This is a genomic window from Serratia quinivorans (genome assembly GCF_052113645.1).
GTDB classification, from domain to species: Bacteria; Pseudomonadota; Gammaproteobacteria; order Enterobacterales; family Enterobacteriaceae; genus Serratia; species Serratia quinivorans_B.
In genome coordinates this window covers 146,965-168,851 of the sequence record NZ_JBIEIU010000002.1, presented here as the reverse complement: position 1 = coordinate 168,851, position 21,887 = coordinate 146,965, and the positions used below count along the sequence as shown (strand labels likewise).

The following is a 21,887-nucleotide window of genomic DNA, read 5'->3' as shown; positions in this document are numbered from 1 at the left end:
GCTGGGGGGATTAATGCAACTGAACGTAACAATAAAGCGGCATCAGCGTTGGCCATCGTTGATTTTCGAACGCCGGAAAGCCTTTTGGCAGCATATACTGAGAAACGTCAGGGTTATTAACCGGTAAACAACGTTGAGATACTGTAAAAAAGCTTCCGGTTAACGAAAAGTTTACCGACGGAGTGATGAAAAAGGAGTAAGATTAATAGATAGGATCGCTATACGGTCAGGCATTAAATGCAGGTAACTCTTAGCTACAACACAATGGCAGAAGCACTTTCTGTTAAAAAACTAAAGAAAGTGATTAACGATAAAATGTCAGAGTTGGTGCCGGCATTGACCAGCGGCCTGAGTTTTTATTCAGAAAATGCGCGCTATACTGAAGGTTCATTAGAAATACTTGATATTCATGCCTTGAGCGACAGCCTGTATTCAATGAGTTACCGCTATAAATGGACAATTTTCAACGCCTGTCTGGATATCAGCGCCGAGGAATACATCAGAGAGAGTGTCACTTTTAGCGTGGCCGCGTCGGGGTTAATCTTTGACATCATCGATAACTCCCGCCCATCTACCGCAGATGAATTGTAAGTTTACGTAATAACAGCAGGCCAGACGCGGAGAAATGATTTATATTCATTATATGGGAAGTTTATTTTATCACCATCATTAAGCTACCTCTGTCCATGATGTAAATCAGCTTACTCACAGAGTGTTATCAACACCGAAATTAAGACTTACGGAGGGGATGATATGGATGAGTATTCGCCTAAAAGGCACGATATTGCTCAGCTGAAATTCTTGTGCGAAAATTTGTATGACGAAGGCATAGCCACGCTGGGTGACAGCCACCACGGTTGGGTGAACGACCCAACCTCTTCCGTCAACCTCCAGCTTAATGAGCTGATTGAACATATTGCTTCGTTTGTGATGAGTTATAAAATTAAATACATGGACGAAAGTGATTTATCGGAGTTGGTCGAGGAATACCTCGATGATACCTACACGCTGTTCAGCAGTTACGGTATCAATGATTCCGATCTGCGTCGTTGGCAAAAGACCAAGGCGCGATTATTCAGAATGTTCTCAGGAGAGGACATCTGTACGACAATGAAAACTTAGGGGATAATTATCCCTAATTTATTCTATTCTGCGGTTTATTACACCAAAGGTTATCATGACTAAAATTGATTATCTGATGCGTTTACGTAAATGCACCACGATTGACACTCTTGAACGCGTTATTGAAAAAAATAAGTACGAGCTTTCGGATGACGAGCTGGAGTTGTTTTACTCTGCAGCCGACCACCGTCTGGCCGAACTCACCATGAATAAGCTGTACGATAAAATCCCAACGGCCGTTTGGAAATTCGTACGTTAATCCAGGCTGAAGATGCGTTGAGCCGATACATTCGTCGGCCTCAATGTTAAACGAATTCTCGTATTTATCTCATTGACTTACTGTACTTTCATCCGCTGTTGAAAATCCTGTAATAACAATTGGAAACAATCCTCAATTAATGCCGGGTGATTTCGATGTGCGCTGCGCATTAACGCCACGGTGCGGCTTAACATCGGTTGCTGCAGTTGAACCACGGTTAATTCATCGTCGTTCAAATGGGCGGTGTAAAGCTGCGGTAAAATAGCGACCGCTAATTCCGAACGCACCAAACCGTATAACGTCTCCAGAAAATCCACCTGATAGCGTGCGGTTAAATTCAGACGGTGGCTTTCCGCCAGCGCCAATACCAACCGACTGATGTTCCCCTTGGAAAACACGGCTATATCGCGCCGGGCCAATTGCCGCCACGGCAGATGGTGTGATTCAGCCAGCGGATCGTCACGACGCATGACCACCACAAAGGGATCTTCCTGCAGGGGATATATCTCCAGCGACTCCGGTACTGAACTGTCGAGTGCCCCAATGCCAAAATCAATCAGGCCGTTCTCTAATTGCAATAACAGCGAATCATTGGTTTGATCGTGAAATTCCACGCGCAACCGTGGAAAGTTCGCCGCCAGCAACTGCGGCACGGCCGGAAATAACAGCCTGCTGACCGAGGGCACCAAACCAATGCGCAAGGTACCGTCTCCCCCCGCCAACATAATCCGCTGCATATCGTCGAAAGACGCCTGCGCCACATTCAGCAACCGTTCGGCATGCGGCAAAATTGCCGCGCCCTGCTCGGTCAAGGTCACCGCAGCAGCGGTACGGTTCACCAACTTGCCGCCCAGCACCTGCTCTATCTGCCGCAGCGCGCTGCTGAGTGCCGGTTGACTGATCGCCAGACGGTTCGCGGTATCGGTAAAATGCCGTAGCCGCGCCAGAGTCACGAAATATTGGATCTGCTTTAGAGATAGCGCGGGCAACCGGCGCCAGGGTTCAGACATGTCAGGTTTCCGTCCGCTAACAAGGTAAACGTTTGCGACAGCATAAACGTTTCTTATCAGGCAATAAATTAAATCATCTGTGCAAAGCCTGCCCGCCCCCCTAGAGTAACAACCCTGTCATCATGCCGGGTAATTACCATGACCACTCATTGCATCAGCGCGAGCGAACGCCGACGCGCGGTGAAGGCCGCATTAGGCCAACTTCCTTTTGATTTACTGCTGACCAACGCCGCGCTGATTGATATGGCCACCGGCGAAATCCGTGGCGCCGATGTCGGCATCGTCGGTGCGCTGATTGCCAGCGTTCATCCCTGCGGCACCATGACCGAAGCCTTGCAGACACAGGATTTGGCCGGTGCTTATCTGAGTCCTGGGCTGATCGATACCCACGTACACGTTGAAAGCTCGCACCTGCCGCCGGAACGCTACGCCGAAATCGTCGTCGCCCAAGGCACCACCACCATTTTCTGGGATCCGCACGAACTGGCCAACGTGCTCGGCGTTGAAGGCGTGCGCTACGCAGTCGACGCCAGCCGCGGTCTGCCGCTCCGGGTGATCTGTGCGGCACCCTCAAGCGTTCCTTCCACGCCGGGACTGGAAATGTCCGGCGCTGATTTTGGCGGCCAGGAAATGGAAACCATGCTGGCCTGGCCGGAAGTCGGCGGCGTCGCCGAAGTGATGGACATGCACGGCGTGTTGAACGGTAGCGAACGCATGCTGGATATCCTCAACGCCGGGTTGAACAGCGGCAAATTGATCGAAGGCCATGCTCGCGGACTGAATGGCGCTCAGCTGCAGGCCTATCTGGCGGCGGGCGTGACGTCTGATCATGAGCTGACCTCAGGTGCCGACGCGCTGGAGAAATTACGCGCCGGGCTGACGCTGGAGATCAGAGGATCCCACCCCTATCTGTTGCCGGAGATCGTCGCGGCCCTGAAAACGTTGCCGCACCTGTCCTCGCAAATCACCGTCTGCACCGACGATGTCCCGCCGGATACGCTGCTGGAAAAAGGCGGCATTGTGGCATTACTCAATATGTTGATCGAACAGGGGATGTCAGGCACTGAGGTATTGCGGATGGCAACGCTCAATGCGGCCATTCGCTTGCAACGCAACGATCTCGGGCTGATTGCTGCGGGCCGCATCGCCGATCTGGTGGTCTTTGACTCACTCACTCAACTGAGTGCGCAGCGGGTCTACGTCGCAGGAAAACTGATGGCGCAACACGGGAAAATACTGGCGCCACTCAGTGCCGATCCCAATGTGACGGTGCCGCGCGATACCCTGCGGCTTCCCCCCCTGACTGCCGGGGATTTCGTTTTAAAGGTCTCGACAATCCGCCACGGCAGAGCCACTCTGCGCCACATTAAAGGCGCGCGTTTCACCCAGTGGAACGAAACAACCGTTGAAGTGCGTGACGGTGCGGTTCAGCTCCCGGACGGCTTTAGCCTAATCTGGGTACAACACCGCCATGGTCGGCATCAGGCCACACCACAACTGGCGCTGCTGGAAGGCTGGGGTGAACTGCGCGGCGCTATTGCCACCAGTTACTCACATGACTCGCACAATCTGGTGGTGTTGGGCCGTGATGCCGCCGACATGGCGCTGGCTGCCAATGCCCTGATCGCTTGTGGTGGCGGCATGGCCCTAAGCCAAAACGGGGAGATTCTGGCCAAGGTGGCGATGCCGATTGCCGGTATGCTTTCTGACCTGCCTGCCACCGAGCTGGCGCAACAGTTTAAGAAACTGCGCGATCTGAGCGCACAAATTGCCGACTGGGAACCGCCTTACCGGGTTTTCAAGGCGATTGAGGGCACCTGCCTGGCGTGTAACGCCGGGCCGCACCTGACCGATCTCGGCCTGACCGACGGCACCACGCGCCAAATTGTCGATCCGCTGATCGCCTGCTGGGAAACCCCGGCATAAAAATAATCATAATAATGAGATAGCAACGGAGATTGTTTATATGGCTGAGAATTCAGTAAATGCTCCAACACCAGGGGGCTGGCTGCAACGGCGTTTTCAACTGCACGAGCGGCAAAGTAATGTCAAAACCGAATGCCTGGCCGGTATCACCGGCTTTCTGGCGGCAGCCTATTTGTTGGTGGTGATCCCCGGATTACTGGCCGTCGGCGGTATGGATAAGGGCGCAGTGACCACCGGCACCATTTTGGTGTTTGTGATCGGCACCTTGCTCATGGCGTTTTACGGCAACCTGCCGTTTATCGTCGGACCGGGCATCGGCGGTTCGGTGTTGGTCGGCGTGACGCTGGCGGGCAGCGAGGGTATCGGGTGGCAAATTGGCCTGGGTATCGCCTGCTGGTCCGGCATTTTGTTTTTCGCGTTGACCCGCCTGGGGCTGCGTGAGGTGGTTACCCGTTCGGTGCCGCAGTCCATCAAACTGGGACTGACGGCCTCTATCGGGTTATTTGTAGCGGTGCTGGGTTTCCGCAATGCCGGGCTGGTGCTGGCCAACGCCAAATCCAATGCGCTGATGCTGGGTGACTTTACCGCTCCCGGTGCATTGATCGCCCTGTGCGGTCTGTTTCTGGCCATTGCCTTGCAGGCTCGACGCATCCCGGGCGCGATTTTGTGGGCGATCCTGGTCGCGACTCTGGTGGGTATTCCATTCGGCGTCACGCACCTGCCCGCCAGTCTGATGGCAATGCCACACTCATTGGCTCCAGTGCTCGGCCACGTCGATATGATTGGCGCATTGAATATTGCCTTCCTGCCGTACCTGTTTGTGTTCTTCGCCTCGGAGTTTTTCTCCACCATGGGCACCACGCTCGCCGTCGGTGGTGAAGCCGGGTTACTGGACGAGCACGGCAATATGCCGCACATCAACCGTCCCTTTATGGTGGATTCTATCGCCGCCGCACTCGGGCCCTGGGTCGGTATTCCAGCCGCCACCGCCCTGATCGAATCCTCGGCCGCCGCCGAGGCGGGTGGCAAGACCGGCCTCACGGCACTGGCGGCCGCCATTATGTTCCTGCTGATGCTGCTGTTTACGCCCATTGCCTTGATGATCCCGAAAGAGGCTACCGCACCGGCGCTGATCCTGATCGGTCTGAACATGTTCAGCGGGTTGCGCAAAGTCGATTTGGCGAACTTCACCGACGGCCTGCCGGTGCTGATGATGGTGATGATCACCCTGATTGCCAACAGCTTCGGTACCGGCATCGCCGGCGGGCTGCTGTTCTATATCATCATCAAGGTGATTGCCGGTAAATGGCGTGAGGTCCCCGTCGGCCTGTATCTGCTGGCCATCCCACTGGCGTACTATTTTGCCACTTTGGTCAGGCACTGATGTGAAAGCGGTGTGCTGATGCTGTATCAGTACACTGCTTAAATAAGAAAGCCATCCCCACATAAAATATATTCATCGTTCTACTTCCTCTCCCTCCATCTACAATAATTCTGTTTATCACGCTATCACACAACACTGAAAATTAGACGAACAAGACCTTATTCATTAGTTTTCTAATTATGGGGAGAGAATACCCCAGATGAAAATCCAGCGCTGGGGATAACACATCTACTTCCTCAGTGAAAAAATAAATTCGATTAGAACCCTGAGGTATGTATGACACAAAAAAACCTGTCCAGCATGGACGAATTAAGGATCCTGGAACCAACACTGGACGCACAGCGTGTTTTTCTGTCTTCTTATTATAACTATACCACAGCACTTTTTGGTGGTGGTGAATTCTATTATGATCAAGCAGATACCACAACACCTGACGATGCAGGCACCATTGTCGTGACTGCAACGGGAAAAAGATGGAAAAGAGTCGAGTCGCAAAAAAGAGAGTGGTATGCATCATGGTTTGGTCTGGATCCTAGTTTGCCAGATTGTTCACCCGCGCTGCAACGAATTGCCTCCAGTGCACGAAAGAGAACGGTTATTCTTCCACAGGCATCGCATGCTAATCCGATGCGATTAATGAGCCCCGTTTATTTTCAAAATAACAGCGGCATTCATCTGATAGGGCATGGAGCAAAAGACAGAAGCGTCTTTTCTGACATGAGAGGATCTAACAATGAAAATCAGGCATTGTTAAATTTCCCCTCAAAAAACAACCCAATATGGGACGGTTCCGAACAAGGTTATGCCGGTATCATTCTGGAAAATTTCAGCTTATTAGGCAATCCTGCTTACTTAGGTGACGGGCTTTATCTCCAGGCACAATACAGGGCAACATATCGCAATCTCACCATTGAGAAATTCAATGGTTGCGCATTATTCATAGATAAATGCCAAGACAGCGTTTTCGATGCAGTTGATGTTTGGGAGAGCGGTTCAAGCTCCGGAGACAGGAAAAATCCTGTCGACAGTTTCGATACATCAAAAACACTAAGAAATCCTATAATGATTAGAAGTACTTACGGTAACGACAGGGCTAATTTCCTGCGTTTTAATCACTGTCAGTTTGAAGATAACTGGGTTTGTCCGGTCCTTAGTACTATCGGCGGAATTTGTTGCGAGTTTAACTCCTGCCATATTGAATATAATGCTAACGTTGACACTTCCAATACCAATGGCGGAACCTTCTTCCAAGGAAGCGAAGGGGCTTATACATTTAATGATGGAGGCATTGCTGAATATCGAGTTATCAGTATCGGTCACTGTGAATTATATATGTATAATGTCAGGTGCACACCTGGGATTGATTTATCCATGGCATCAGGAAGTAATGGTAGAGTTTTCTTCCACCGTATAAATATTTCCAGCTTATCTGCATTAGCAACCAGCTCATTTAAACGATTCGATAGTTGCATTTTCACTAAGGATATAACCATCAGTTACCCCGATAACATTACTTATTTCGATAACTGTGAGTTCCGGGGACAGGTTACAGGCTCCAGTTCATCTAATGGCAATGTTGGTGTTTATTTTAACTCCTGCCATTTCGCTGCAAGTATGAATTTTAATAGTGCGGCAAGAAATATTTTCATCTTTGGTGGTTACATCGTTGGTGATGCATCTTTTGGTTCTGGCGGTGGAGTATTCAATCCAATAAAACATACAGGGGCATTGCTGCAAAGCAGCGTAGACCCTTACTACGTCCAACCCACGAGAAAACAATCTATCGGTGTCAGCGCTCCCGCCTCCGGCACCTATCGCATTGGCGATATCAGATATAATACAACGCCAACGGCTGGAGCATTTATAGGCTGGATTTGTATCACCGCAGGTTCTCCTGGCATCTGGAAAGGATTTGGTGCCATAGCGGTATAACAGGTAACTGCGGGTTGCTACAAACCAAAGCAACAGGTTTAAAGGTAAGTGCCTTTGGCCTGCTTGCTTTCCGAAGCTCAAGCTGTTCGCTACTCGCCAGTAAATACTGCGACATAGGACGGGTCAGATAGATAAAAGAGGGCGCTGAAATTGGTGGAGGCCCTGCCAGCTACATCCCGGCACACACGTCACCTGCTGCGGCTGCTTCCTTCCGGATCTGACCGAGTTCACAAGTTAGTGTTGCGGGAGAACCAACAGGGCCCCCATTGACGGCTTCTATGACTGCGAAGCGGTGGGCATTATCGGTGATGACCAGCCAAATAGCAAGCCAACCGGGACCAACCGCTGTTTTCTTACCCACCTCGGCTGTGGCACACTTTGATCTTTGGATTTCGCTGCAGCAGGAACACAGAAATGGAACCAGAAGACGCCTCATTCAGCCAGCGCGTGTTCCACGTGGTAGCCGCCATTCCCTATGGCAAAGTGACGACCTATGGCGAGGTGGCGCGGCTGGCCGGTTCACCGCGCGCTGCGCGTCAGGTCGGCGGCGTGTTAAGGCGCCTGCCGGAAGGCAGCAGCCTGCCCTGGCATCGGGTGATTAATCGGCACGGACAAATTTCGCAGCAGGGAGAGGACTTCCAACGTCAACGGCAAGCCTTGCTCAGTGAAGGGATCATCTTCGGCGCGCACAGTACGGTGGATCTGCTGGTTTACGGCTGGCGCTGGTAACAAAAAAACAGCCTTTGGCCGGAGCGCAAAGGCTGTTAATAGCTTACTGCTTCAGGATGGCTGGATTACGGCATTGCCGTTGGCGTTGCCTGAACCGGGATCCCCTGTACCGGAACCATCAGCAGATCGGCACGGGTGCCGTTACGATTCACCACTTCCTGGATAGTGTCGGTAATAAAGATCATCTGCCCATTTACCGTGATCGCTGCGCTCAGGATAATGCGCGCATTTGGCTGAATATCAGCGGGATTGTACGGCAGGACAAAGTTAAACGGCGCCTGTTGGCCTTCGGTGCGAACCGCACGTTGGGCGATCACTTTAGACGGCGCATCTGCCAGTGAGGCATCAGAGAGCGTGACGGTCAGTACCGCATCCGGTGGCAGCGCAATGCGCTGGCGAATGTTAACCGAACCAGTCACCGCCGGGCCCTGAATCTGCGTTTGCGCAATCGCCGGATTTGCTGCCGTTGGAGTAGGCACATCTGCACTCTTTTGGGCACAGCCCGCCAGGGTGAGGGTTAATGCTGCTGCTCCACCTACGATTTGCCAGAGTTTCATGGATCGGTCTCCTTTTTTATTATCAATATGTTGGTGGCTTCCACCACCCCACCCATTAAACTTAGCACAAAACACTGAAAAATCCATTTAACGCTGCCTATTAATCACTTACGCTCCTAATAACGCTCAGTATTCAGCCAATTTCCCCTGCGCCTTAACGCAACATATTGACGTCTTACCGTGATATTCCGCACACTGAGCAAAATGATTATTATAAGGGTAGTAACTTTATGAGCCAGGCACTGCAAAACCTCCTCGATCTGTTGGATCTGGAGAAAATTGAAGAAGGGCTGTTCCGCGGCCAAAGCGAAGATCTGGGGCTACGCCAGGTCTTCGGCGGTCAGGTGGTCGGTCAAGCGTTATATGCCGCCAAACAAACGGTACCGGCGGAACGCAGCGTACACTCGTTCCACAGCTATTTCCTGCGTCCGGGCGACAGCAGTAAGCCGATTATTTACGACGTGGAAATCTTGCGCGACGGCAACAGTTTCAGCGCCCGCCGCGTTAGCGCCATTCAGCACGGCAAGCCGATTTTCTATATGACCGCTTCTTTCCAAAGCCCGGAAGAAGGCTTTGAGCATCAGAACACCATGCCGGATGTGCCGCCGCCGGAAGGGTTGATATCCGAGTCGGACATTGCCCAAAAGCTGTCGCACATGCTGCCGGAGAAGGTGCGCGAGAAGTTTATCGGCCAGAAACCGATTGAGATGCGCCCGGTCAAATTCCACAACCCGTTGAAAGGCAGTGTGGAAGAACCGCACCGCTACATCTGGTTCCGCGCCAACGGTGCGATGCCGGACGATCAGCGCATCCACCAATATCTGCTGGGCTACGCGTCTGACTTCAACTTCCTGCCGACGGCGTTGCAGCCGCATGGCGTAGGTTTCCTGGAGCCGGGCATGCAGGTGGCGACAATCGACCACTCAATGTGGTTCCACCGCCCATTCCGCATGGATGACTGGCTGCTGTACGTGGTGGAAAGCACCTCCGCTTCCGGCGCTCGCGGGTTTGTGCGCGGACAATTTTATACCCGTGACGGCGTGCTGGTCGCCACCACGGTACAGGAAGGCGTAATCCGCCAGCACGAAGCCTAAATCCCAATCCAATAATAAGGGCGATGTCTCCATCGCCCTTATTTGCATCATCATTATTTTTTGAATTATTTAGCGCACTGCCCTGCTTTGAGGCTTATTGGTTATAGGCACTTTCGCCATGGCTGTTGACGTCCAGCCCCTCGCGCTCCTGCTCTTCCGGTACGCGCAGACCAACGATGGCACCCGCCACTTTGAAGGCGATGAAGGCAGCCACACCCGACCAGACCAGAGTGATCACGACACTCAACAACTGGATCCACACCTGATGGCCCATGGTCACGCCTTCTGCGTATCCGGTGCCGCCCAGTGATGCCGAGGTGAACACGCCGGTCAGCAGGCAACCCACGATGCCGCACACGCCATGCACGCCGAACACATCACAGGTATCGTCCACTTTCAGCCATTTTTTCAGCGTGACCACGCCCCACAGACCGGCAATGCCTCCGATCAGACCGATAATCAACGCCCCGCCCACGCCCACGGTACCCGCCGCCGGCGTGATGGCCACCAGCCCGGCGATCATGCCTGAACAGGCGCCCAACAGTGAAGGTTTCCCGCGCACAATCCACTCGGCAAAGGTCCAGGAGAGGATAGCGCCTGCGGTAGCCACCACGGTGTTCAGGAACGCCAGGGCTGCAATACCGTTAGCCGCGCTGGCAGACCCGGCGTTAAAGCCGAACCAACCGATGTACAGAATGGAAGCGCCGGTAAACACCATCGGCAGGTTATGCGGTTTGAAAGCTTCCTTGCCGAAACCGGCACGCTTGCCCAGCAGGTAGGCGCCGATCAGACCGGCACTTGCCGCGTTGATGTGCACCACGGTGCCGCCGGCAAAGTCCAACGCGCCATCAGCCGCCAGGAAGCCGCCGCCCCACACCATGTGGGCAATAGGTAAATAAGAGATGGTGAACCAGATAGCCGCGAAAATCACCACCGCCGAGAAGCGGATACGCTCAGCAAAGCCCCCCACCACCAGCGCGACGGTGATACAAGCGAACGAGCACTGGAACGCCACGTGGATCATCTGGCTAAAGGTTCCGGTGACGCTGTCGATGCCAATGCCTTTCAGCATCGCCGTCTGGAAACCGCCGAAGAACGCATTGCCTTCGCTGAAAGCCAGGCTGTAGCCATAAAGCACCCACAGCACGCACACCAGTGCAAAGGTGACGGTGACCTGGGTCAACATGGAGAGCACGTTTTTGGAACGCAGCAAACCACCGTAAAACAAAGCGACACCCGGTAAGGTCATAAACAGCACCAAAGCGGTGCAAATCATCATGAAGGCGTTGTCAGCCTTGTCTGCGACCGCCGGAGCGGCCAGGGCCAAAGAAGGAACCATGGTTACCGTACTCAGGCCCAACATGGATAAAAGTTTTTTCATTATCAATCCATCCCCATTACTTTACTGAGCCTGTGATTACAGTGCTGCTTCGTCTGTTTCGCCGGTGCGAATGCGAATGACACGTTGCAATTCGGCAACGAAAATTTTGCCGTCACCGATTTTGCCGGTGTAGGCCGCTTTACTAATTACATCAACCACTTCATCCAATTGATCGTCGGCGATGGCGATATCGATTTTTACTTTAGGCAAGAAGTTGACGCTGTATTCGGCTCCGCGATAGAGCTCAGCATGTCCCTTCTGGCGACCAAAGCCTTTTACTTCGCTTACGGTCAGCCCCTGAATACCTACAGAGGATAGGGCTTCACGCACGTCCTCCAGCTTGAATGGTTTAATCACCACGGTCACCAGCTTCATATTGCCCCTCCACGAATTAAGCCCAAACTCACCCCTGGTACAGGTCTTATAAAGCAAAGGCTATGCCACAAATGGTTTTGTACGCTAATTCAGCAAATTACCCGGCAGGAAGGGGATGTGGCCTGTGACGATCGGCCGACGGTGTGCTACCGCATGAGGAATTGATTAAATATTGCGCACTATTTTGGTGCGTGGCGCGTCGAAAAAGTGCAGTGAAAGGGATTTAAAACGGATCTGTGCCTGTTTGTGGTGCGTTGCGGCAACAGAAAGGGGCCGTTAAAACGGCCCCCGAGATTATGCGGTTTGTATTTCTTCGCGATTGGCAGCGGCCAATTCCTCGCCCACCAGTTGCAGTTGATACATCTGGTAGTAGCGCCCCTGTTGGGCCAGCAATTGCTGATGGTTACCCTGTTCAACCGCCTGGCCCCGGTGTAACACCAAAATAGAGTCGGCATCCACAATAGTCGACAATCGGTGAGCGATCACCACCAGCGTGGTATGTTCGCGGATCAAACGCAGTGCCCGCTGAATCGCTTGCTCAGTGCCTGAGTCGATATTGGCAGTCGCTTCGTCGAGGATCAGGATCTGCGGTGCCTGCACCAATACTCTGGCCATCGCCAACAACTGTTTCTGGCCCACCGACAGGTTGTTGCCCTGCTCACCCAGCCGGGTGTGAATACCCTGCGGGAAGGCACGCACCAACTCGGCCAGTTGCACCGTCTCCAGCGCCTGCCAGACCGCCTCTTCAGTGATGTTACGGCCCAAGGTGACATTCGCCAGCACCGATTCGGCGATCACCACCGGATCCTGCTGCACCATCGCCACGCCCTGGCGCAACGTGCGGTGCGACAAGCTGGACAATGGGCGTCCGTCGAGGCGCACTTCGCCCTGGTTGACCGGGTAATAACCCATCAACAGATTAGCCAGCGTGCTCTTGCCGCTGCCGGTATGGCCCACCAACGCCACAAAACCCCGCGACGGCACCGACAGCGAAATATGCTGCAGCACCTTTTTGTCATCGCGGTAGGCAAAGCTCAGGTCTTCAATATCAATGCGGCCACTATCGAGCGGGCGATCGTCCGCCCCGTAGCTTTGTTGGTGGCGATCCATCAGTTCGAAAATACGCTCTCCGGCCACCACCGCCTGCTGCAAGATAGACTGTTGCGACGTCAGCTCGATCAACGGCTCATTCAAACGCCCCAGATAGTTGATAAAGGCATACAGCACGCCCACACCGATTGCCCCTTCGCCGCTGAAACCGAACAGCATCAACAAACCGCACAGCACCAGCGCCGAAAACAGACTGAGCAGCGGACGCAGCAGGAAACCATCCAGCCGCAGGGTCTGCATACGTGCGGTGTAATGAGAACGACTGGCCGCGCTCATGCGTTCACCAAAGCGGATCTGCTGACGGAACTGCTGGATCACGCCCATGCCGTTGATCACTTCGTTAAAGCCATCATTGATGTCCGCCAGATAGCTACGTACCCGGCGCACAATCGGTATGCTGTAGTACTGGTAAATGCCCATCACCACAAACACCGCCGGGAAGATACAGATCGCCACCAGCGCCATACGCCAGTCGAGACTGAACATCGCCACCAGCATGGCACCGATCAGAGCAGCGCTTTTCAATACGGTGGACACCACCATGACGTACAGATCTTTAATCACTTCGGTATCATTGGTCACCCGTGAGATCAACTGCCCCACCGGCTGCGTATCAAAGGCACTCAGCGGCTGACGCAACGCGGCGTCCATCACATCGGTGCGCAGGCGTTGAACCACCCCCACCGCGGCCTGGTTAAACAACAATGCCTGAAAATAGTGCAATGCCGCCGCCAACAGCTCCAGCAGAATATAGGCGGCCGCCAGTCCACAGACGATCATCAGCGGCAACTGCCCCTTGGCGACGTAGTTATCGATAAAGTAGCTGACCAGGATCGGCCCGGCGACTTCCGCCGCCGCGGCAACCCACAGCATCAACACCGCCAACCCCAAAGGTTTGCGGTATGGCGATCCATAAGCCAGCAACCGTTTCAGCGTCGGCCACAGCTTTTGCATCTTATTCATTGACCAGTATCTCCTCGCCGCTTTCCGGTGCCTCATCCAGCGCCGCTTCCAGTTGCTGATAACGGTACATATCACGATACCAGCCCGGTTGGGCTGCCAGAGAAGCATGCTCACCACGCTGGGCCACGCTGCCGTGTTGTATCACCAAAATTTCGCTGGCTTCGGTCAAGGCCGAAAGCCGATGCGCGCTGATAATCACCGTCCGGTTTTGTCCCCAGCTGCGCAGGTTGTGCAAGATCTGGTGTTCGGTTCGGCCATCCACCGCCGACAGCGCATCGTCGAGGATCAAGATTTCCGCATCCAGCAACAGGGCACGGGCGATAGAAATACGCTGCTTCTGCCCCCCGGACAGCATTACGCCACGCTCGCCCACCTCGGTTTCATACCCTTGCGGCAGGCGCAGAATATCTTCATGCACGCTGGCCAAGCGGGCCGCACGCTCGATCTGTTCCTGCGTCGCCCCCGGATTCCCCAGCGCGATATTGTTCGCCACGCTGTCCGAGAACAAGAATGGTGTCTGGCTGACCACGGACAACCGCGAACGCCAGTCATCGAGTTTCACCTGGGGCAGCGGCAGCCCCTGATAGCTAATCTGGCCATCATCAACATCGAACTGACGCTGGATCAGTGACAACAGCGTCGACTTACCGGCACCAGTCGGGCCGCACAGACCGAGCATCTGCCCCGGCTCCAGTTTCAGCGCCACATCGTGCAGCGCCGGGTGGGTATTGCCCGGGTAGTGAAATGCCCGGATGTCGACCGCCAGATTGCCGCGCCCGCTCGGTAACCGATGCTCACCGTCGGTCACCGCCGGCGCTTCCTCCAGCAGGCTGCGGATACGGCTGTATGCCGCACTACCGCGTTCAACGATGTTGAACATCCAGGCCAGCGCCAGCATCGGCCAAATCATCAGGCCGAGGTACATCACGAAACTGGTCAGTTGCCCTAGCGTCAAGGTGCCATTGACCACCATCCAACTGCCACCGCCGATCGCCAACAGGTTGGCGGTGCCGATAGCGATATAGATCGTCGGATCGAAACGGGCATCCACCCGCGCCACGTGCATGTTTTTCGCGCCGGTTTGCGCGGCCACTTCAGCAAACTGATTGGACTGATGATCTTCCAGGCCAAACGCCTTGATCATGCGGATGCTGGTCATGCTTTCCTGCGCCTGATCGTTCAGGCTGGAGAACGCCGCCTGTGCCGATTTAAAGCGCTGATGTAGCTGATCGCCGTAATACTTGATGACGATCGCCATGATCGGCATAGGGATCAACGATAGCAGGGTCAACTGCCAGCTAATTTGGGTGCTCATCACCACCAGTACCGCCAGCCCCATCACCAGCGAATCGACCAGCGTCAACACCCCTTCGCCGGCGGCAAATACCACCCGGTCGACGTCGTTGGTGGCACGCGCCATCAAATCACCGGTGCGGTGACGTAGATAGAACGCCGGGTTCTGACGACTGAGCTGGCGGTAGAAGTTTTCACGCAGTTCGACGGCAAGCTGATAAGAGGCACCAAACAACAGCACTCGCCACACATAGCGCAGCAGGTACACCACCACGGCCGTGCCGAGCATCAGCCCCAGCCATGCCATCAGCACGCCGCCGGACATCTGTTTTTCGGTGATACCATCGACAATGATCCCCACCAGCTTGGGCGGCAACAGTTGCAGTATGGCAATGATGATCAGCAGCGCCACCGCCCCCAGGTAGCGGCGCCACTCGCGGCGGAAGTACCAGCCGATTTGAGCAAATAATCTCACGCAGTTTTATTCCAGGATGTAGATGTAATAGTTTTTTCTCTCGATCTGCCTCAGCAGAGTAGGATACCACCGTTACTTTGCCAATTTGGTGAACTTTTCACTCAGGAACCGGCAGTGCAGTGGTGTATTTGATTTTTTCCATCGCGAAGCTGGAAGTGACGTCGATCAGCCCAGGTACACCGTTCACCAGACGCTTGTAAAAGCTGTCGTAGCTCTTCATATCCGCCACTTCCACCTGCATCAGGTAATCGTACTCCCCCGCCATGCGGTAAAATGCCAGCACCTCCGGCATCTGCTTGGTCAGTTGCACGAACTTCTGATACCACTCGCTGCTGTGCTGCTGAGTTTTGATCAGCACAAATGCCGTCAGGCCCAGGCCGAGCTTTTCGTTATCCAGCAGCGCGACGCGCCCACGGATATAGCCCTCCTCTTCCAGCCGCTTCAGCCTTTTCCAGCAAGGCGTCGACGTCAGATTGACCGCATCGGCCAGCGCCTGCAGCGGCTGGGTGCAGTCCTGTTGCAGCATGCACAATAATTTACGGTCTGTTTTATCTAACATATCGCCAACCAGGAGAATAATTTTCTCCCATTAGGCGATTAAACAGGAAAAATGGCAATCCTTTTTTCCCTGCGGCAGGCTATATTATGCAACAAATAAGCCCCCTATTCTGAGGCCAGACGATGACAAACTCTTGGGTAAAATATGCTATCGGTGAAATAGAAGCGGATTTCCAACGCTCCGCCGACACGCACCTGATCCGCCTGAACCTGCCCGAATTTCCCGGTATCTGTCTGTACCTGAAAGATGAAAGCACTCACCCTACCGGCAGCCTGAAGCATCGGCTGGCGCGCTCGCTGTTCCTGTACGGCCTGTGCAACGGCTGGATCACCGAAAACACCCCGATTATCGAAGCCTCTTCAGGTAGTACCGCCGTGTCCGAAGCTTACTTCGCCCGGCTGATTGGCCTGCCGTTTATTGCCGTGATGCCTTCCTGCACGGCACGCCGCAAGGTTGAGCAAATTGCGTTTTACGGCGGCCGCTGCCATTTCGTCGATCACGCGGCACAGATTTACGCCGTCTCGGAGCAGTTGGCGCAGGAGCTGAACGGCCACTATATGGATCAGTTCACCTACGCCGAACGCGCCACCGACTGGCGTGGCAATAACAACATCGCCGACAGTATTTTCCGCCAGATGGCCCGCGAACCCTTCCCCGTCCCCAAACATATCGTGATGAGCGCGGGCACCGGTGGCACCTCCGCGACCCTGGGCCGCTATATCCGCTATCAGGGGCACGACACCCGCCTGACGGTCGTCGATCCGGAAAACTCGGTATTCTATGATTGTTTCCACCAGCGCGATCGCACCCTGATCGGCAGTTGCGGCAGCAGGATCGAAGGCATTGGCCGCCCACGCGCCGAACCCTCGTTTATCCCGTCAGTGGTCGACAGCATGTTGCGCGTACCGGATGCGGCCAGCGTTGCCACCATTCATTGGCTGGAAACGGTGCTGGGCCGCAAAGTGGGCGCGTCTACCGGCACTAACGTGTGGGGCGCGCTGCAATTGGCGAAACAGATGCGGGAAAACGGCGAACAGGGTTCCATCGTCACCCTGCTGTGCGACAGCGGCGAGCGCTATCTGGATACCTATTACAACCCTGAATGGGTGAGAAACAATATCGGCGATCTGACGCCGTATCTGGCACAGCTGGCAGATTTGTAATCGCGGTTGTCAGGCGAAAAAAAGCCGGGTAAATCATACCCGGCCGGCCGCCAATAAAGCCTCATAATTCGGGGGAATAGGTGAGGTAAGGTGAACGCAGCCAATGTTGCAAATAGTGAGCCACCGCCTGCTGTTCGCAGTGGCCGATAACCTGTAGCTGGGGCAACGAAGATTTCAACTGCGGCAGGGCATTGCCCATCACCACGCCGTGCCCTACCGTCGCCAGCATTTCCTTGTCGTTCATCGCATCGCCAAACGCCATGCAGTCCGCCAGCTTCAGCCCCAGATGGCGACTCAACCTATCCAGCGCTGTCCCCTTGTTGCAGCCCAACGGCAAGACCTCCAGGCATTCATAAGCCGAGAAGCAGAGATCGACACGCGTACCGAACTGTTCCCGCAGTTGGATCTGCAGTTTCAGCAGTTCCACATGCGGCCCCACAAAGCACACCTTACTGTTGCCGAAGGCCGGTAAACGCCGCACTTCGGTAAGCTGGTAACGAAAGCCGCTCAGGTGGTGGGCCCGCAGCATTTCCTCCGGCACCGCGAACTCGGTCATCCAGCCTTCGTCACGGAAGACATGCATGCTGGCTGCTGTACGCCAGTGAGTATGCAGTACCTCTTCGGCGATATCGGCAGGCAAATCGGTGGCGTGCAGTTTCTGTCCTTGATTGTCGTAAACCCGCGTGCCGTTGCCGGTAATCAAATAGCCCTGCAGCCCCAGTTGCGCCATGATCGGCTGCGCATCGAGGTAGTGTCGCCCGGTCGCGAAGGTGACGACCATCTCCCGTTCAACCAGTTGTTTTAGCACCGCCAGAGTTTCCGGCCCGACCCGGTGATCCGGTGTCAACAATGTGCCATCCATATCAAAAGCCGCCAGGCGATACATAAAGACCTCGTGAATGTGAACGCGATTACAGTCCCTGCAGTATGGGATGGTATTTACGGAAGTAATAGTGAACAATTATTGAAAACTGTTCCGGATTTCCCATCATGCGCCTGACCCACCGCCTCAGCCAGTATCAACGCCTGTACCAGCAGCTCGGTGGCACGCCGGTCGCCATCACCATCGGTGAACTGGCAGCCCTGTTCTACTGCAGCGAGCGCCATGCCCGTACCTTGGTGCAACAACTGCAGGATCAGGGGTGGCTAAGCTGGCAGTCACAGCCCGGACGCGGTAAACGCGCGCGCCTGCACTGCTTGAAAACCCCAGACGAGCTGCGCGCCGCCCACCTGCAACGGTTGCTGCATGACGGCGACCACCAAGGGGCGCTGGAAATGGCGCAGTTGGCCCCACAGCATTTGCATGAATTGCTCAGCCCGCATCTCGGTGGCCAATGGCAGGCGGGTAGCCCGACGCTGCGTATCCCTTACTACCGCACGCTCGAGTCTCTGGATCCGCTGACCCTGACAGGCCGCGCCGAACAGCATTTGGTTTCCACCCTGCATGCCGGTCTGACGCGCTTTATTACCGGGGATCCCGAGCCACAATCCGATCTGGCCCATCACTGGCAAATCAGTCATGACGGCCTGCGTTGGCAGTTCTTCCTGCGTAGCCAACTGCGCTGGCACAACGGTGAAATGCTGACCGGCCAGCAACTGCTACAAACGCTGGAAAAACTGCAACAGCACCCGCGCAGCCGACCGAGCCTGACCAACGTAGCCGCCATCAGCTTGCCGCATGCGTTGTGCTTGCAGTTTGATTTGCAGTGCCCCGACTACTGGCTGGCGCATCGGCTGGCAGAGTTGCCTTGCCTGCTGACCCACCCGGACGCCCCGGGCATAGGTGCAGGCCCTTTCAAACTGACGCTGAACGAAGCGCATTTGGTGCGGCTGGAACAACACCCGTTTTACCATTTGCAGCATCCTTATCTTGAAAGCATCGAGTATTGGATCACGCCGGAGTTGCAGGTCGGTGATTCTTACACCAGTTGCCAGCACCCGGTGCGCATTACCATCGGCCAGCAGGAAGAGATGGCGCTGGCACGACCGGTGCAACGCAGCATGAGTCTGGGCTGGTGCTATTTGGCCGTGAATTTGAAGCACGGCGTGCTCAACGAAGCGCAGGGGCAAAAGCTGCTGATGTTGATCCAGCAATCCGGCCTGTTGGCCAATCTGCCGGTGCCCAACAGCGTCATTACCCCCAGCCACGAAATGCTGCCCGGTTGGGCGATCCCACAGCATCAGGTCGATGACGACATTGCCCTGCCCGCCAAATTGACGCTGTTGTATCGGCCGCCGGTAGAGCTGGAAACGGTCACGGTGGCACTGCAGCAACTGCTGGCACGTCACGGCTGCGAATTGGAGCTGCGTTACTACGCGGGGAAACGCTGGCAAAGTGCCGAGCAAATCGAGCAGGCGGACCTGCTGTTGGCGGATAACCTGATCGGAGAGTCACCCGAGGCGACGCTGGAAAGCTGGCTGCGGCAAGATACGCTGTGGCGCGGCATTCTGCCCGACGATCGTTGGCAACATCAGCAACAGACGCTGCAACAGATCCAACAGCTGCCGGCCCGACAGCCACGTTATGAGCGGTTGAAAGATTATTATCAGCAGTTGATGAGGGCAGCGATCATCACGCCGCTGTTTCACTATCAGTATCAAATCAGCGCACCACCGCGCATTCATGGCGTCACTCTGACCGCTCACGGCTGGTTCGATTTCTGCCAGGCCTGGCTGCCCCCGCCGCTGGATCCTGCCGAGCCGCTTTCCCCAGACTTAATGGGCCCGGCCCAGCGGTAACCCGCTATTTCTGCTACCATTGCTGCCGCAACGCATTTTTATCCTACCGCCCGAGTGTACATCGGGTAGGGTCTCAGCATTCAATTGAGGTAATTTTATGAAACGCGCGGTTGTCGTTTTCAGCGGTGGACAAGATTCCACGACCTGCTTGATTCAGGCATTGCAACAATATGACGAAGTTCACTGCGTCACCTTCGATTACGGTCAGCGCCATCGCGCCGAGATTGAGGTGGCTCAAGAGCTGTCGGTGGCCCTTGGAGCCAAGGCACACAAATTACTGGACGTTGGTCTACTCAATGAACTGGCGATCAGCAGCCTGACCCGTGACAACATTCCGGTTCCAGCCTACGGCAGCACCCAGGCCAACGGGCTACCGAGCACCTTCGTGCCGGGCCGTAATATTCTGTTCCTGACGCTGGCGGCGATCTATGCCTATCAGGTCGAAGCTGAGGCGGTGATCACCGGCGTTTGCGAAACCGATTTTTCCGGTTATCCGGACTGCCGCGACGAGTTTGTCAAAGCGCTGAACCAGGCGATCGTTCTGGGGATCGCTCGCGATATCCGTTTTGAAACGCCACTGATGTGGCTGAACAAGGCAGAGACCTGGGCGCTGGCGGATTACTACCATCAGTTGACGCTCGTTCAGCAGGAAACCCTGACCTGCTACAACGGCATTAAAGGTGATGGCTGCGGTGAATGTGCCGCCTGTCACCTGCGGGCCAACGGCCTGAAGCAGTACCAAATCAACAAGGCCGAAGTCATGGCGAGCCTGAAACAGAAGACCGGCCTGGTCTGAGTGAATAACGGCGGCAAAAATTGCCGCTCGTGACTTTACTGATCCTCCGACAGCGTGAGCACCTGCAGGTGTTCGCGCAGTTGCCCTTCAATCGGTAACGCCCGCTGGGTTTTCAGATCGACGCAGACGAAGGTCAGCATCGCATCCGCGACCGGCGCGCCCGTGGCATCCTGCGTCACCTTCTGGCTCAGCACGCCGCTTTTACCGTTAAGCTGCACCATCTGGCTGTCGATGCGCAGCTTGTCCCCCAGCACCGCCGGCGTGCGATAATTGATATTGATGTTGACCACGATAAAGGCGATGTTGTTTTCCGTCATCCAACGAAAACCTTCCTGATTCTCCAGCCAGTCCCAGCGCGCCTCCTCCAGAAACTCCAGATAGCGGGCATTGTTGACGTGTTGATAAACATCAAGATGATAACCACGGACTTTGATAAAGGTCTGATGCATAGGGAACGGCCGCTCCTGCCTGGTGATTACAGAAAGAAGGAGCCGCTGGCGGCTCCTTCACCCGTTTGGTCAAGTCGCCAAACTGGTAAGACCTGTAAAATGTAGCAGAGGAAAATGGGCTGCATGGGCACTTTGCCACGCAGCCGTGATCGAAATCACATTTTGAGCCGCGCACGATTCCTTTCAAACAGTGCAGGCCCAATGCCCGGCACCTCCTGAAGCTGCTCAATCTGCGTAAAGGGGCCGTTCTGCTCGCGGTAACGCACGATGCTCTCCGCTTTCTTCAGCCCCACGCCCTTCAGTATGCTGGCCAATTGTTCGGCATCGGCCTGATTGATACTGACCGATGCCTCCTGGTCGGCAGCCTCAGCCCCCTGTTCGGCGTTCACCACCGGCATAGATAACACCGGCTGCCCGTCGGCCCTCTTTTCCTCAACGGCCGCCGATGGCCCGGCCAAACAGATCAGGGCCGCTGTCAGCAAGACTTTGAGGCTGAAACCATACCCATTAACCGCTTTTATTTCTGTGAGTTGCATGCTGTATCCTCCTTGTGTTTAACAGCAAGCCCACC

General features: G+C 54.9%; 21 protein-coding genes and 1 other RNA gene. 11 read left to right on the top strand and 11 right to left on the bottom strand.

Annotated features, from left to right (window positions below):
- Nucleotides 1–237 precede the first annotated feature (237 nt).
- The 3 genes from ACGS9J_RS06060 (at nucleotide 238) to ACGS9J_RS06050 (ending at nucleotide 1,381) form a co-directional block, all read left to right on the top strand.
- Complete coding sequence (locus tag ACGS9J_RS06060) at nucleotides 238–591, top strand: hypothetical protein (RefSeq protein ID WP_442230110.1); 354 nt, start codon at nucleotides 238–240, stop codon at nucleotides 589–591.
- Between the two features lie 162 nt (nucleotides 592–753).
- Entirely contained in the window at nucleotides 754–1,122 is a 369-nt protein-coding gene (tomB, locus tag ACGS9J_RS06055) for an Hha toxicity modulator TomB (protein ID WP_004940312.1), read from the top strand.
- A 55-nt stretch (nucleotides 1,123–1,177) separates the two neighbouring features.
- Complete coding sequence (locus ACGS9J_RS06050) at nucleotides 1,178–1,381, top strand: HHA domain-containing protein (protein ID WP_044548719.1); 204 nt, start codon at nucleotides 1,178–1,180, stop codon at nucleotides 1,379–1,381.
- A 77-nt stretch (nucleotides 1,382–1,458) separates the two neighbouring features.
- Here ACGS9J_RS06050 and ACGS9J_RS06045 read toward each other — a convergent pair whose 3' ends face one another.
- Nucleotides 1,459–2,391 carry a LysR family transcriptional regulator gene (locus ACGS9J_RS06045; RefSeq protein WP_442230109.1) on the bottom strand — a complete coding sequence of 311 codons (933 nt, stop codon included), beginning with the start codon at nucleotides 2,389–2,391 and terminating at the stop codon, nucleotides 1,459–1,461.
- Between the two features lie 138 nt (nucleotides 2,392–2,529).
- Between ACGS9J_RS06045 and ACGS9J_RS06040 the strand changes: the two genes are divergently transcribed.
- The 3 genes from ACGS9J_RS06040 to ACGS9J_RS06030 all read left to right on the top strand — a co-directional run bounded on the left by ACGS9J_RS06040 (nucleotide 2,530) and on the right by ACGS9J_RS06030 (nucleotide 7,633).
- On the top strand, nucleotides 2,530–4,317 hold the full coding sequence (locus tag ACGS9J_RS06040; RefSeq protein ID WP_442230108.1) for an adenine deaminase: 1,788 nt from the start codon (nucleotides 2,530–2,532) through the stop codon (nucleotides 4,315–4,317).
- A gap of 40 nt (nucleotides 4,318–4,357) precedes the next feature.
- Nucleotides 4,358–5,701, top strand: coding sequence for an NCS2 family permease (locus ACGS9J_RS06035; protein ID WP_442230107.1), 1,344 nt, complete (start codon nucleotides 4,358–4,360; stop codon nucleotides 5,699–5,701).
- 276 nt (nucleotides 5,702–5,977) lie between these two features.
- A complete protein-coding gene (locus ACGS9J_RS06030) occupies nucleotides 5,978–7,633 on the top strand; it encodes a hypothetical protein (RefSeq protein WP_442230106.1) in 1,656 nt (551 codons plus the stop codon).
- A gap of 160 nt (nucleotides 7,634–7,793) precedes the next feature.
- On the opposite strand, the gene ffs is transcribed toward ACGS9J_RS06030, so the two are convergent.
- An RNA gene (ffs, locus tag ACGS9J_RS06025) (signal recognition particle sRNA small type) lies at nucleotides 7,794–7,890 on the bottom strand.
- Nucleotides 7,891–8,047: 157 nt separating this feature from the next.
- On the opposite strand from ffs, the gene ACGS9J_RS06020 reads away from it, so the two are divergent.
- A complete protein-coding gene (locus ACGS9J_RS06020; RefSeq protein ID WP_442230105.1) occupies nucleotides 8,048–8,362 on the top strand; it encodes an MGMT family protein in 315 nt (104 codons plus the stop codon).
- Between the two features lie 65 nt (nucleotides 8,363–8,427).
- Here the strand turns inward: ACGS9J_RS06020 and ACGS9J_RS06015 are convergent, their stop codons facing one another.
- Nucleotides 8,428–8,919 (bottom strand): YbaY family lipoprotein, encoded by a 492-nt coding sequence (locus tag ACGS9J_RS06015; protein ID WP_442230104.1) that lies wholly within the window; start codon nucleotides 8,917–8,919, stop codon nucleotides 8,428–8,430.
- A gap of 230 nt (nucleotides 8,920–9,149) precedes the next feature.
- Between ACGS9J_RS06015 and tesB the strand changes: the two genes are divergently transcribed.
- The gene (gene tesB / locus ACGS9J_RS06010) at nucleotides 9,150–10,013 is read left to right on the top strand and encodes an acyl-CoA thioesterase II (RefSeq protein WP_442230103.1); all 864 of its coding nucleotides are present in this window, start codon (nucleotides 9,150–9,152) and stop codon (nucleotides 10,011–10,013) included.
- A 94-nt stretch (nucleotides 10,014–10,107) separates the two neighbouring features.
- Here the strand turns inward: tesB and amtB are convergent, their stop codons facing one another.
- The 5 genes from amtB to ACGS9J_RS05985 all read right to left on the bottom strand — a co-directional run bounded on the left by amtB (nucleotide 10,108) and on the right by ACGS9J_RS05985 (nucleotide 16,169).
- Entirely contained in the window at nucleotides 10,108–11,394 is a 1,287-nt protein-coding gene (amtB, locus tag ACGS9J_RS06005; RefSeq protein ID WP_261090352.1) for an ammonium transporter AmtB, read from the bottom strand.
- Nucleotides 11,395–11,430: 36 nt separating this feature from the next.
- Nucleotides 11,431–11,769 carry a P-II family nitrogen regulator gene (gene glnK, locus ACGS9J_RS06000; RefSeq protein ID WP_012005549.1) on the bottom strand — a complete coding sequence of 113 codons (339 nt, stop codon included), beginning with the start codon at nucleotides 11,767–11,769 and terminating at the stop codon, nucleotides 11,431–11,433.
- A 294-nt stretch (nucleotides 11,770–12,063) separates the two neighbouring features.
- Nucleotides 12,064–13,842, bottom strand: a complete 1,779-nt coding sequence (smdB, locus tag ACGS9J_RS05995; RefSeq protein WP_442230102.1) for a multidrug efflux ABC transporter permease/ATP-binding subunit SmdB — start codon at nucleotides 13,840–13,842, stop codon at nucleotides 12,064–12,066.
- On the bottom strand, nucleotides 13,835–15,610 hold the full coding sequence (locus ACGS9J_RS05990; RefSeq protein ID WP_442230101.1) for a SmdA family multidrug ABC transporter permease/ATP-binding protein: 1,776 nt from the start codon (nucleotides 15,608–15,610) through the stop codon (nucleotides 13,835–13,837). Before ACGS9J_RS05990 ends, smdB begins: the two co-directional genes overlap by 8 nt.
- A gap of 97 nt (nucleotides 15,611–15,707) precedes the next feature.
- A complete protein-coding gene (locus ACGS9J_RS05985) occupies nucleotides 15,708–16,169 on the bottom strand; it encodes an Lrp/AsnC family transcriptional regulator (RefSeq protein WP_182821783.1) in 462 nt (153 codons plus the stop codon).
- Between the two features lie 122 nt (nucleotides 16,170–16,291).
- Here ACGS9J_RS05985 and ACGS9J_RS05980 point away from each other — a divergent pair, with 122 nt between their 5' ends.
- Nucleotides 16,292–17,332, top strand: coding sequence for a PLP-dependent cysteine synthase family protein (locus ACGS9J_RS05980; protein ID WP_442230100.1), 1,041 nt, complete (start codon nucleotides 16,292–16,294; stop codon nucleotides 17,330–17,332).
- Nucleotides 17,333–17,393: 61 nt separating this feature from the next.
- Here the strand turns inward: ACGS9J_RS05980 and cof are convergent, their stop codons facing one another.
- Complete coding sequence (gene cof / locus ACGS9J_RS05975; RefSeq protein ID WP_442230099.1) at nucleotides 17,394–18,218, bottom strand: HMP-PP phosphatase; 825 nt, start codon at nucleotides 18,216–18,218, stop codon at nucleotides 17,394–17,396.
- A gap of 104 nt (nucleotides 18,219–18,322) precedes the next feature.
- On the opposite strand from cof, the gene ACGS9J_RS05970 reads away from it, so the two are divergent.
- Nucleotides 18,323–20,071, top strand: coding sequence for an SgrR family transcriptional regulator (locus tag ACGS9J_RS05970; RefSeq protein ID WP_442230098.1), 1,749 nt, complete (start codon nucleotides 18,323–18,325; stop codon nucleotides 20,069–20,071).
- A gap of 97 nt (nucleotides 20,072–20,168) precedes the next feature.
- The gene (gene queC, locus ACGS9J_RS05965; protein WP_442230097.1) at nucleotides 20,169–20,867 is read left to right on the top strand and encodes a 7-cyano-7-deazaguanine synthase QueC; all 699 of its coding nucleotides are present in this window, start codon (nucleotides 20,169–20,171) and stop codon (nucleotides 20,865–20,867) included.
- 35 nt (nucleotides 20,868–20,902) lie between these two features.
- Here queC and ACGS9J_RS05960 read toward each other — a convergent pair whose 3' ends face one another.
- Together ACGS9J_RS05960 and ACGS9J_RS05955 are read right to left on the bottom strand one after the other, a co-directional pair.
- Complete coding sequence (locus ACGS9J_RS05960) at nucleotides 20,903–21,316, bottom strand: acyl-CoA thioesterase (RefSeq protein WP_442230096.1); 414 nt, start codon at nucleotides 21,314–21,316, stop codon at nucleotides 20,903–20,905.
- 155 nt (nucleotides 21,317–21,471) lie between these two features.
- On the bottom strand, nucleotides 21,472–21,852 hold the full coding sequence (locus ACGS9J_RS05955) for a ComEA family DNA-binding protein (protein ID WP_442230095.1): 381 nt from the start codon (nucleotides 21,850–21,852) through the stop codon (nucleotides 21,472–21,474).
- Nucleotides 21,853–21,887 lie beyond the last annotated feature (35 nt).

Excerpts from the sequence above, each read along its gene's own strand:
- ACGS9J_RS06020 (WP_442230105.1), top strand. The coding sequence starts at position 8,048 with ATGGAACCAGAAGACGCCTCATTCAGCCAGCGCGTGTTCCACGTGGTA.
- ACGS9J_RS05955 (WP_442230095.1), bottom strand. The coding sequence starts at position 21,852 with ATGCAACTCACAGAAATAAAAGCGGTTAATGGGTATGGTTTCAGCCTC.
- ACGS9J_RS06015 (WP_442230104.1), bottom strand. The coding sequence starts at position 8,919 with ATGAAACTCTGGCAAATCGTAGGTGGAGCAGCAGCATTAACCCTCACC.
- ACGS9J_RS06030 (WP_442230106.1), top strand. The coding sequence starts at position 5,978 with ATGACACAAAAAAACCTGTCCAGCATGGACGAATTAAGGATCCTGGAA.
- tesB (WP_442230103.1), top strand. The coding sequence starts at position 9,150 with ATGAGCCAGGCACTGCAAAACCTCCTCGATCTGTTGGATCTGGAGAAA.
- ACGS9J_RS06040 (WP_442230108.1), top strand. The coding sequence starts at position 2,530 with ATGACCACTCATTGCATCAGCGCGAGCGAACGCCGACGCGCGGTGAAG.
- cof (WP_442230099.1), bottom strand. The coding sequence starts at position 18,218 with ATGTATCGCCTGGCGGCTTTTGATATGGATGGCACATTGTTGACACCG.
- tomB (WP_004940312.1), top strand. The coding sequence starts at position 754 with ATGGATGAGTATTCGCCTAAAAGGCACGATATTGCTCAGCTGAAATTC.
- queC (WP_442230097.1), top strand. The coding sequence starts at position 20,169 with ATGAAACGCGCGGTTGTCGTTTTCAGCGGTGGACAAGATTCCACGACC.
- ACGS9J_RS06035 (WP_442230107.1), top strand. The coding sequence starts at position 4,358 with ATGGCTGAGAATTCAGTAAATGCTCCAACACCAGGGGGCTGGCTGCAA.
- smdB (WP_442230102.1), bottom strand. The coding sequence starts at position 13,842 with ATGAATAAGATGCAAAAGCTGTGGCCGACGCTGAAACGGTTGCTGGCT.
- ACGS9J_RS05980 (WP_442230100.1), top strand. The coding sequence starts at position 16,292 with ATGACAAACTCTTGGGTAAAATATGCTATCGGTGAAATAGAAGCGGAT.
- ACGS9J_RS06050 (WP_044548719.1), top strand. The coding sequence starts at position 1,178 with ATGACTAAAATTGATTATCTGATGCGTTTACGTAAATGCACCACGATT.
- amtB (WP_261090352.1), bottom strand. The coding sequence starts at position 11,394 with ATGAAAAAACTTTTATCCATGTTGGGCCTGAGTACGGTAACCATGGTT.
- ACGS9J_RS05960 (WP_442230096.1), bottom strand. The coding sequence starts at position 21,316 with ATGCATCAGACCTTTATCAAAGTCCGTGGTTATCATCTTGATGTTTAT.
- ACGS9J_RS06045 (WP_442230109.1), bottom strand. The coding sequence starts at position 2,391 with ATGTCTGAACCCTGGCGCCGGTTGCCCGCGCTATCTCTAAAGCAGATC.
- ACGS9J_RS06060 (WP_442230110.1), top strand. The coding sequence starts at position 238 with ATGCAGGTAACTCTTAGCTACAACACAATGGCAGAAGCACTTTCTGTT.
- glnK (WP_012005549.1), bottom strand. The coding sequence starts at position 11,769 with ATGAAGCTGGTGACCGTGGTGATTAAACCATTCAAGCTGGAGGACGTG.
- ACGS9J_RS05985 (WP_182821783.1), bottom strand. The coding sequence starts at position 16,169 with ATGTTAGATAAAACAGACCGTAAATTATTGTGCATGCTGCAACAGGAC.
- ACGS9J_RS05970 (WP_442230098.1), top strand. The coding sequence starts at position 18,323 with ATGCGCCTGACCCACCGCCTCAGCCAGTATCAACGCCTGTACCAGCAG.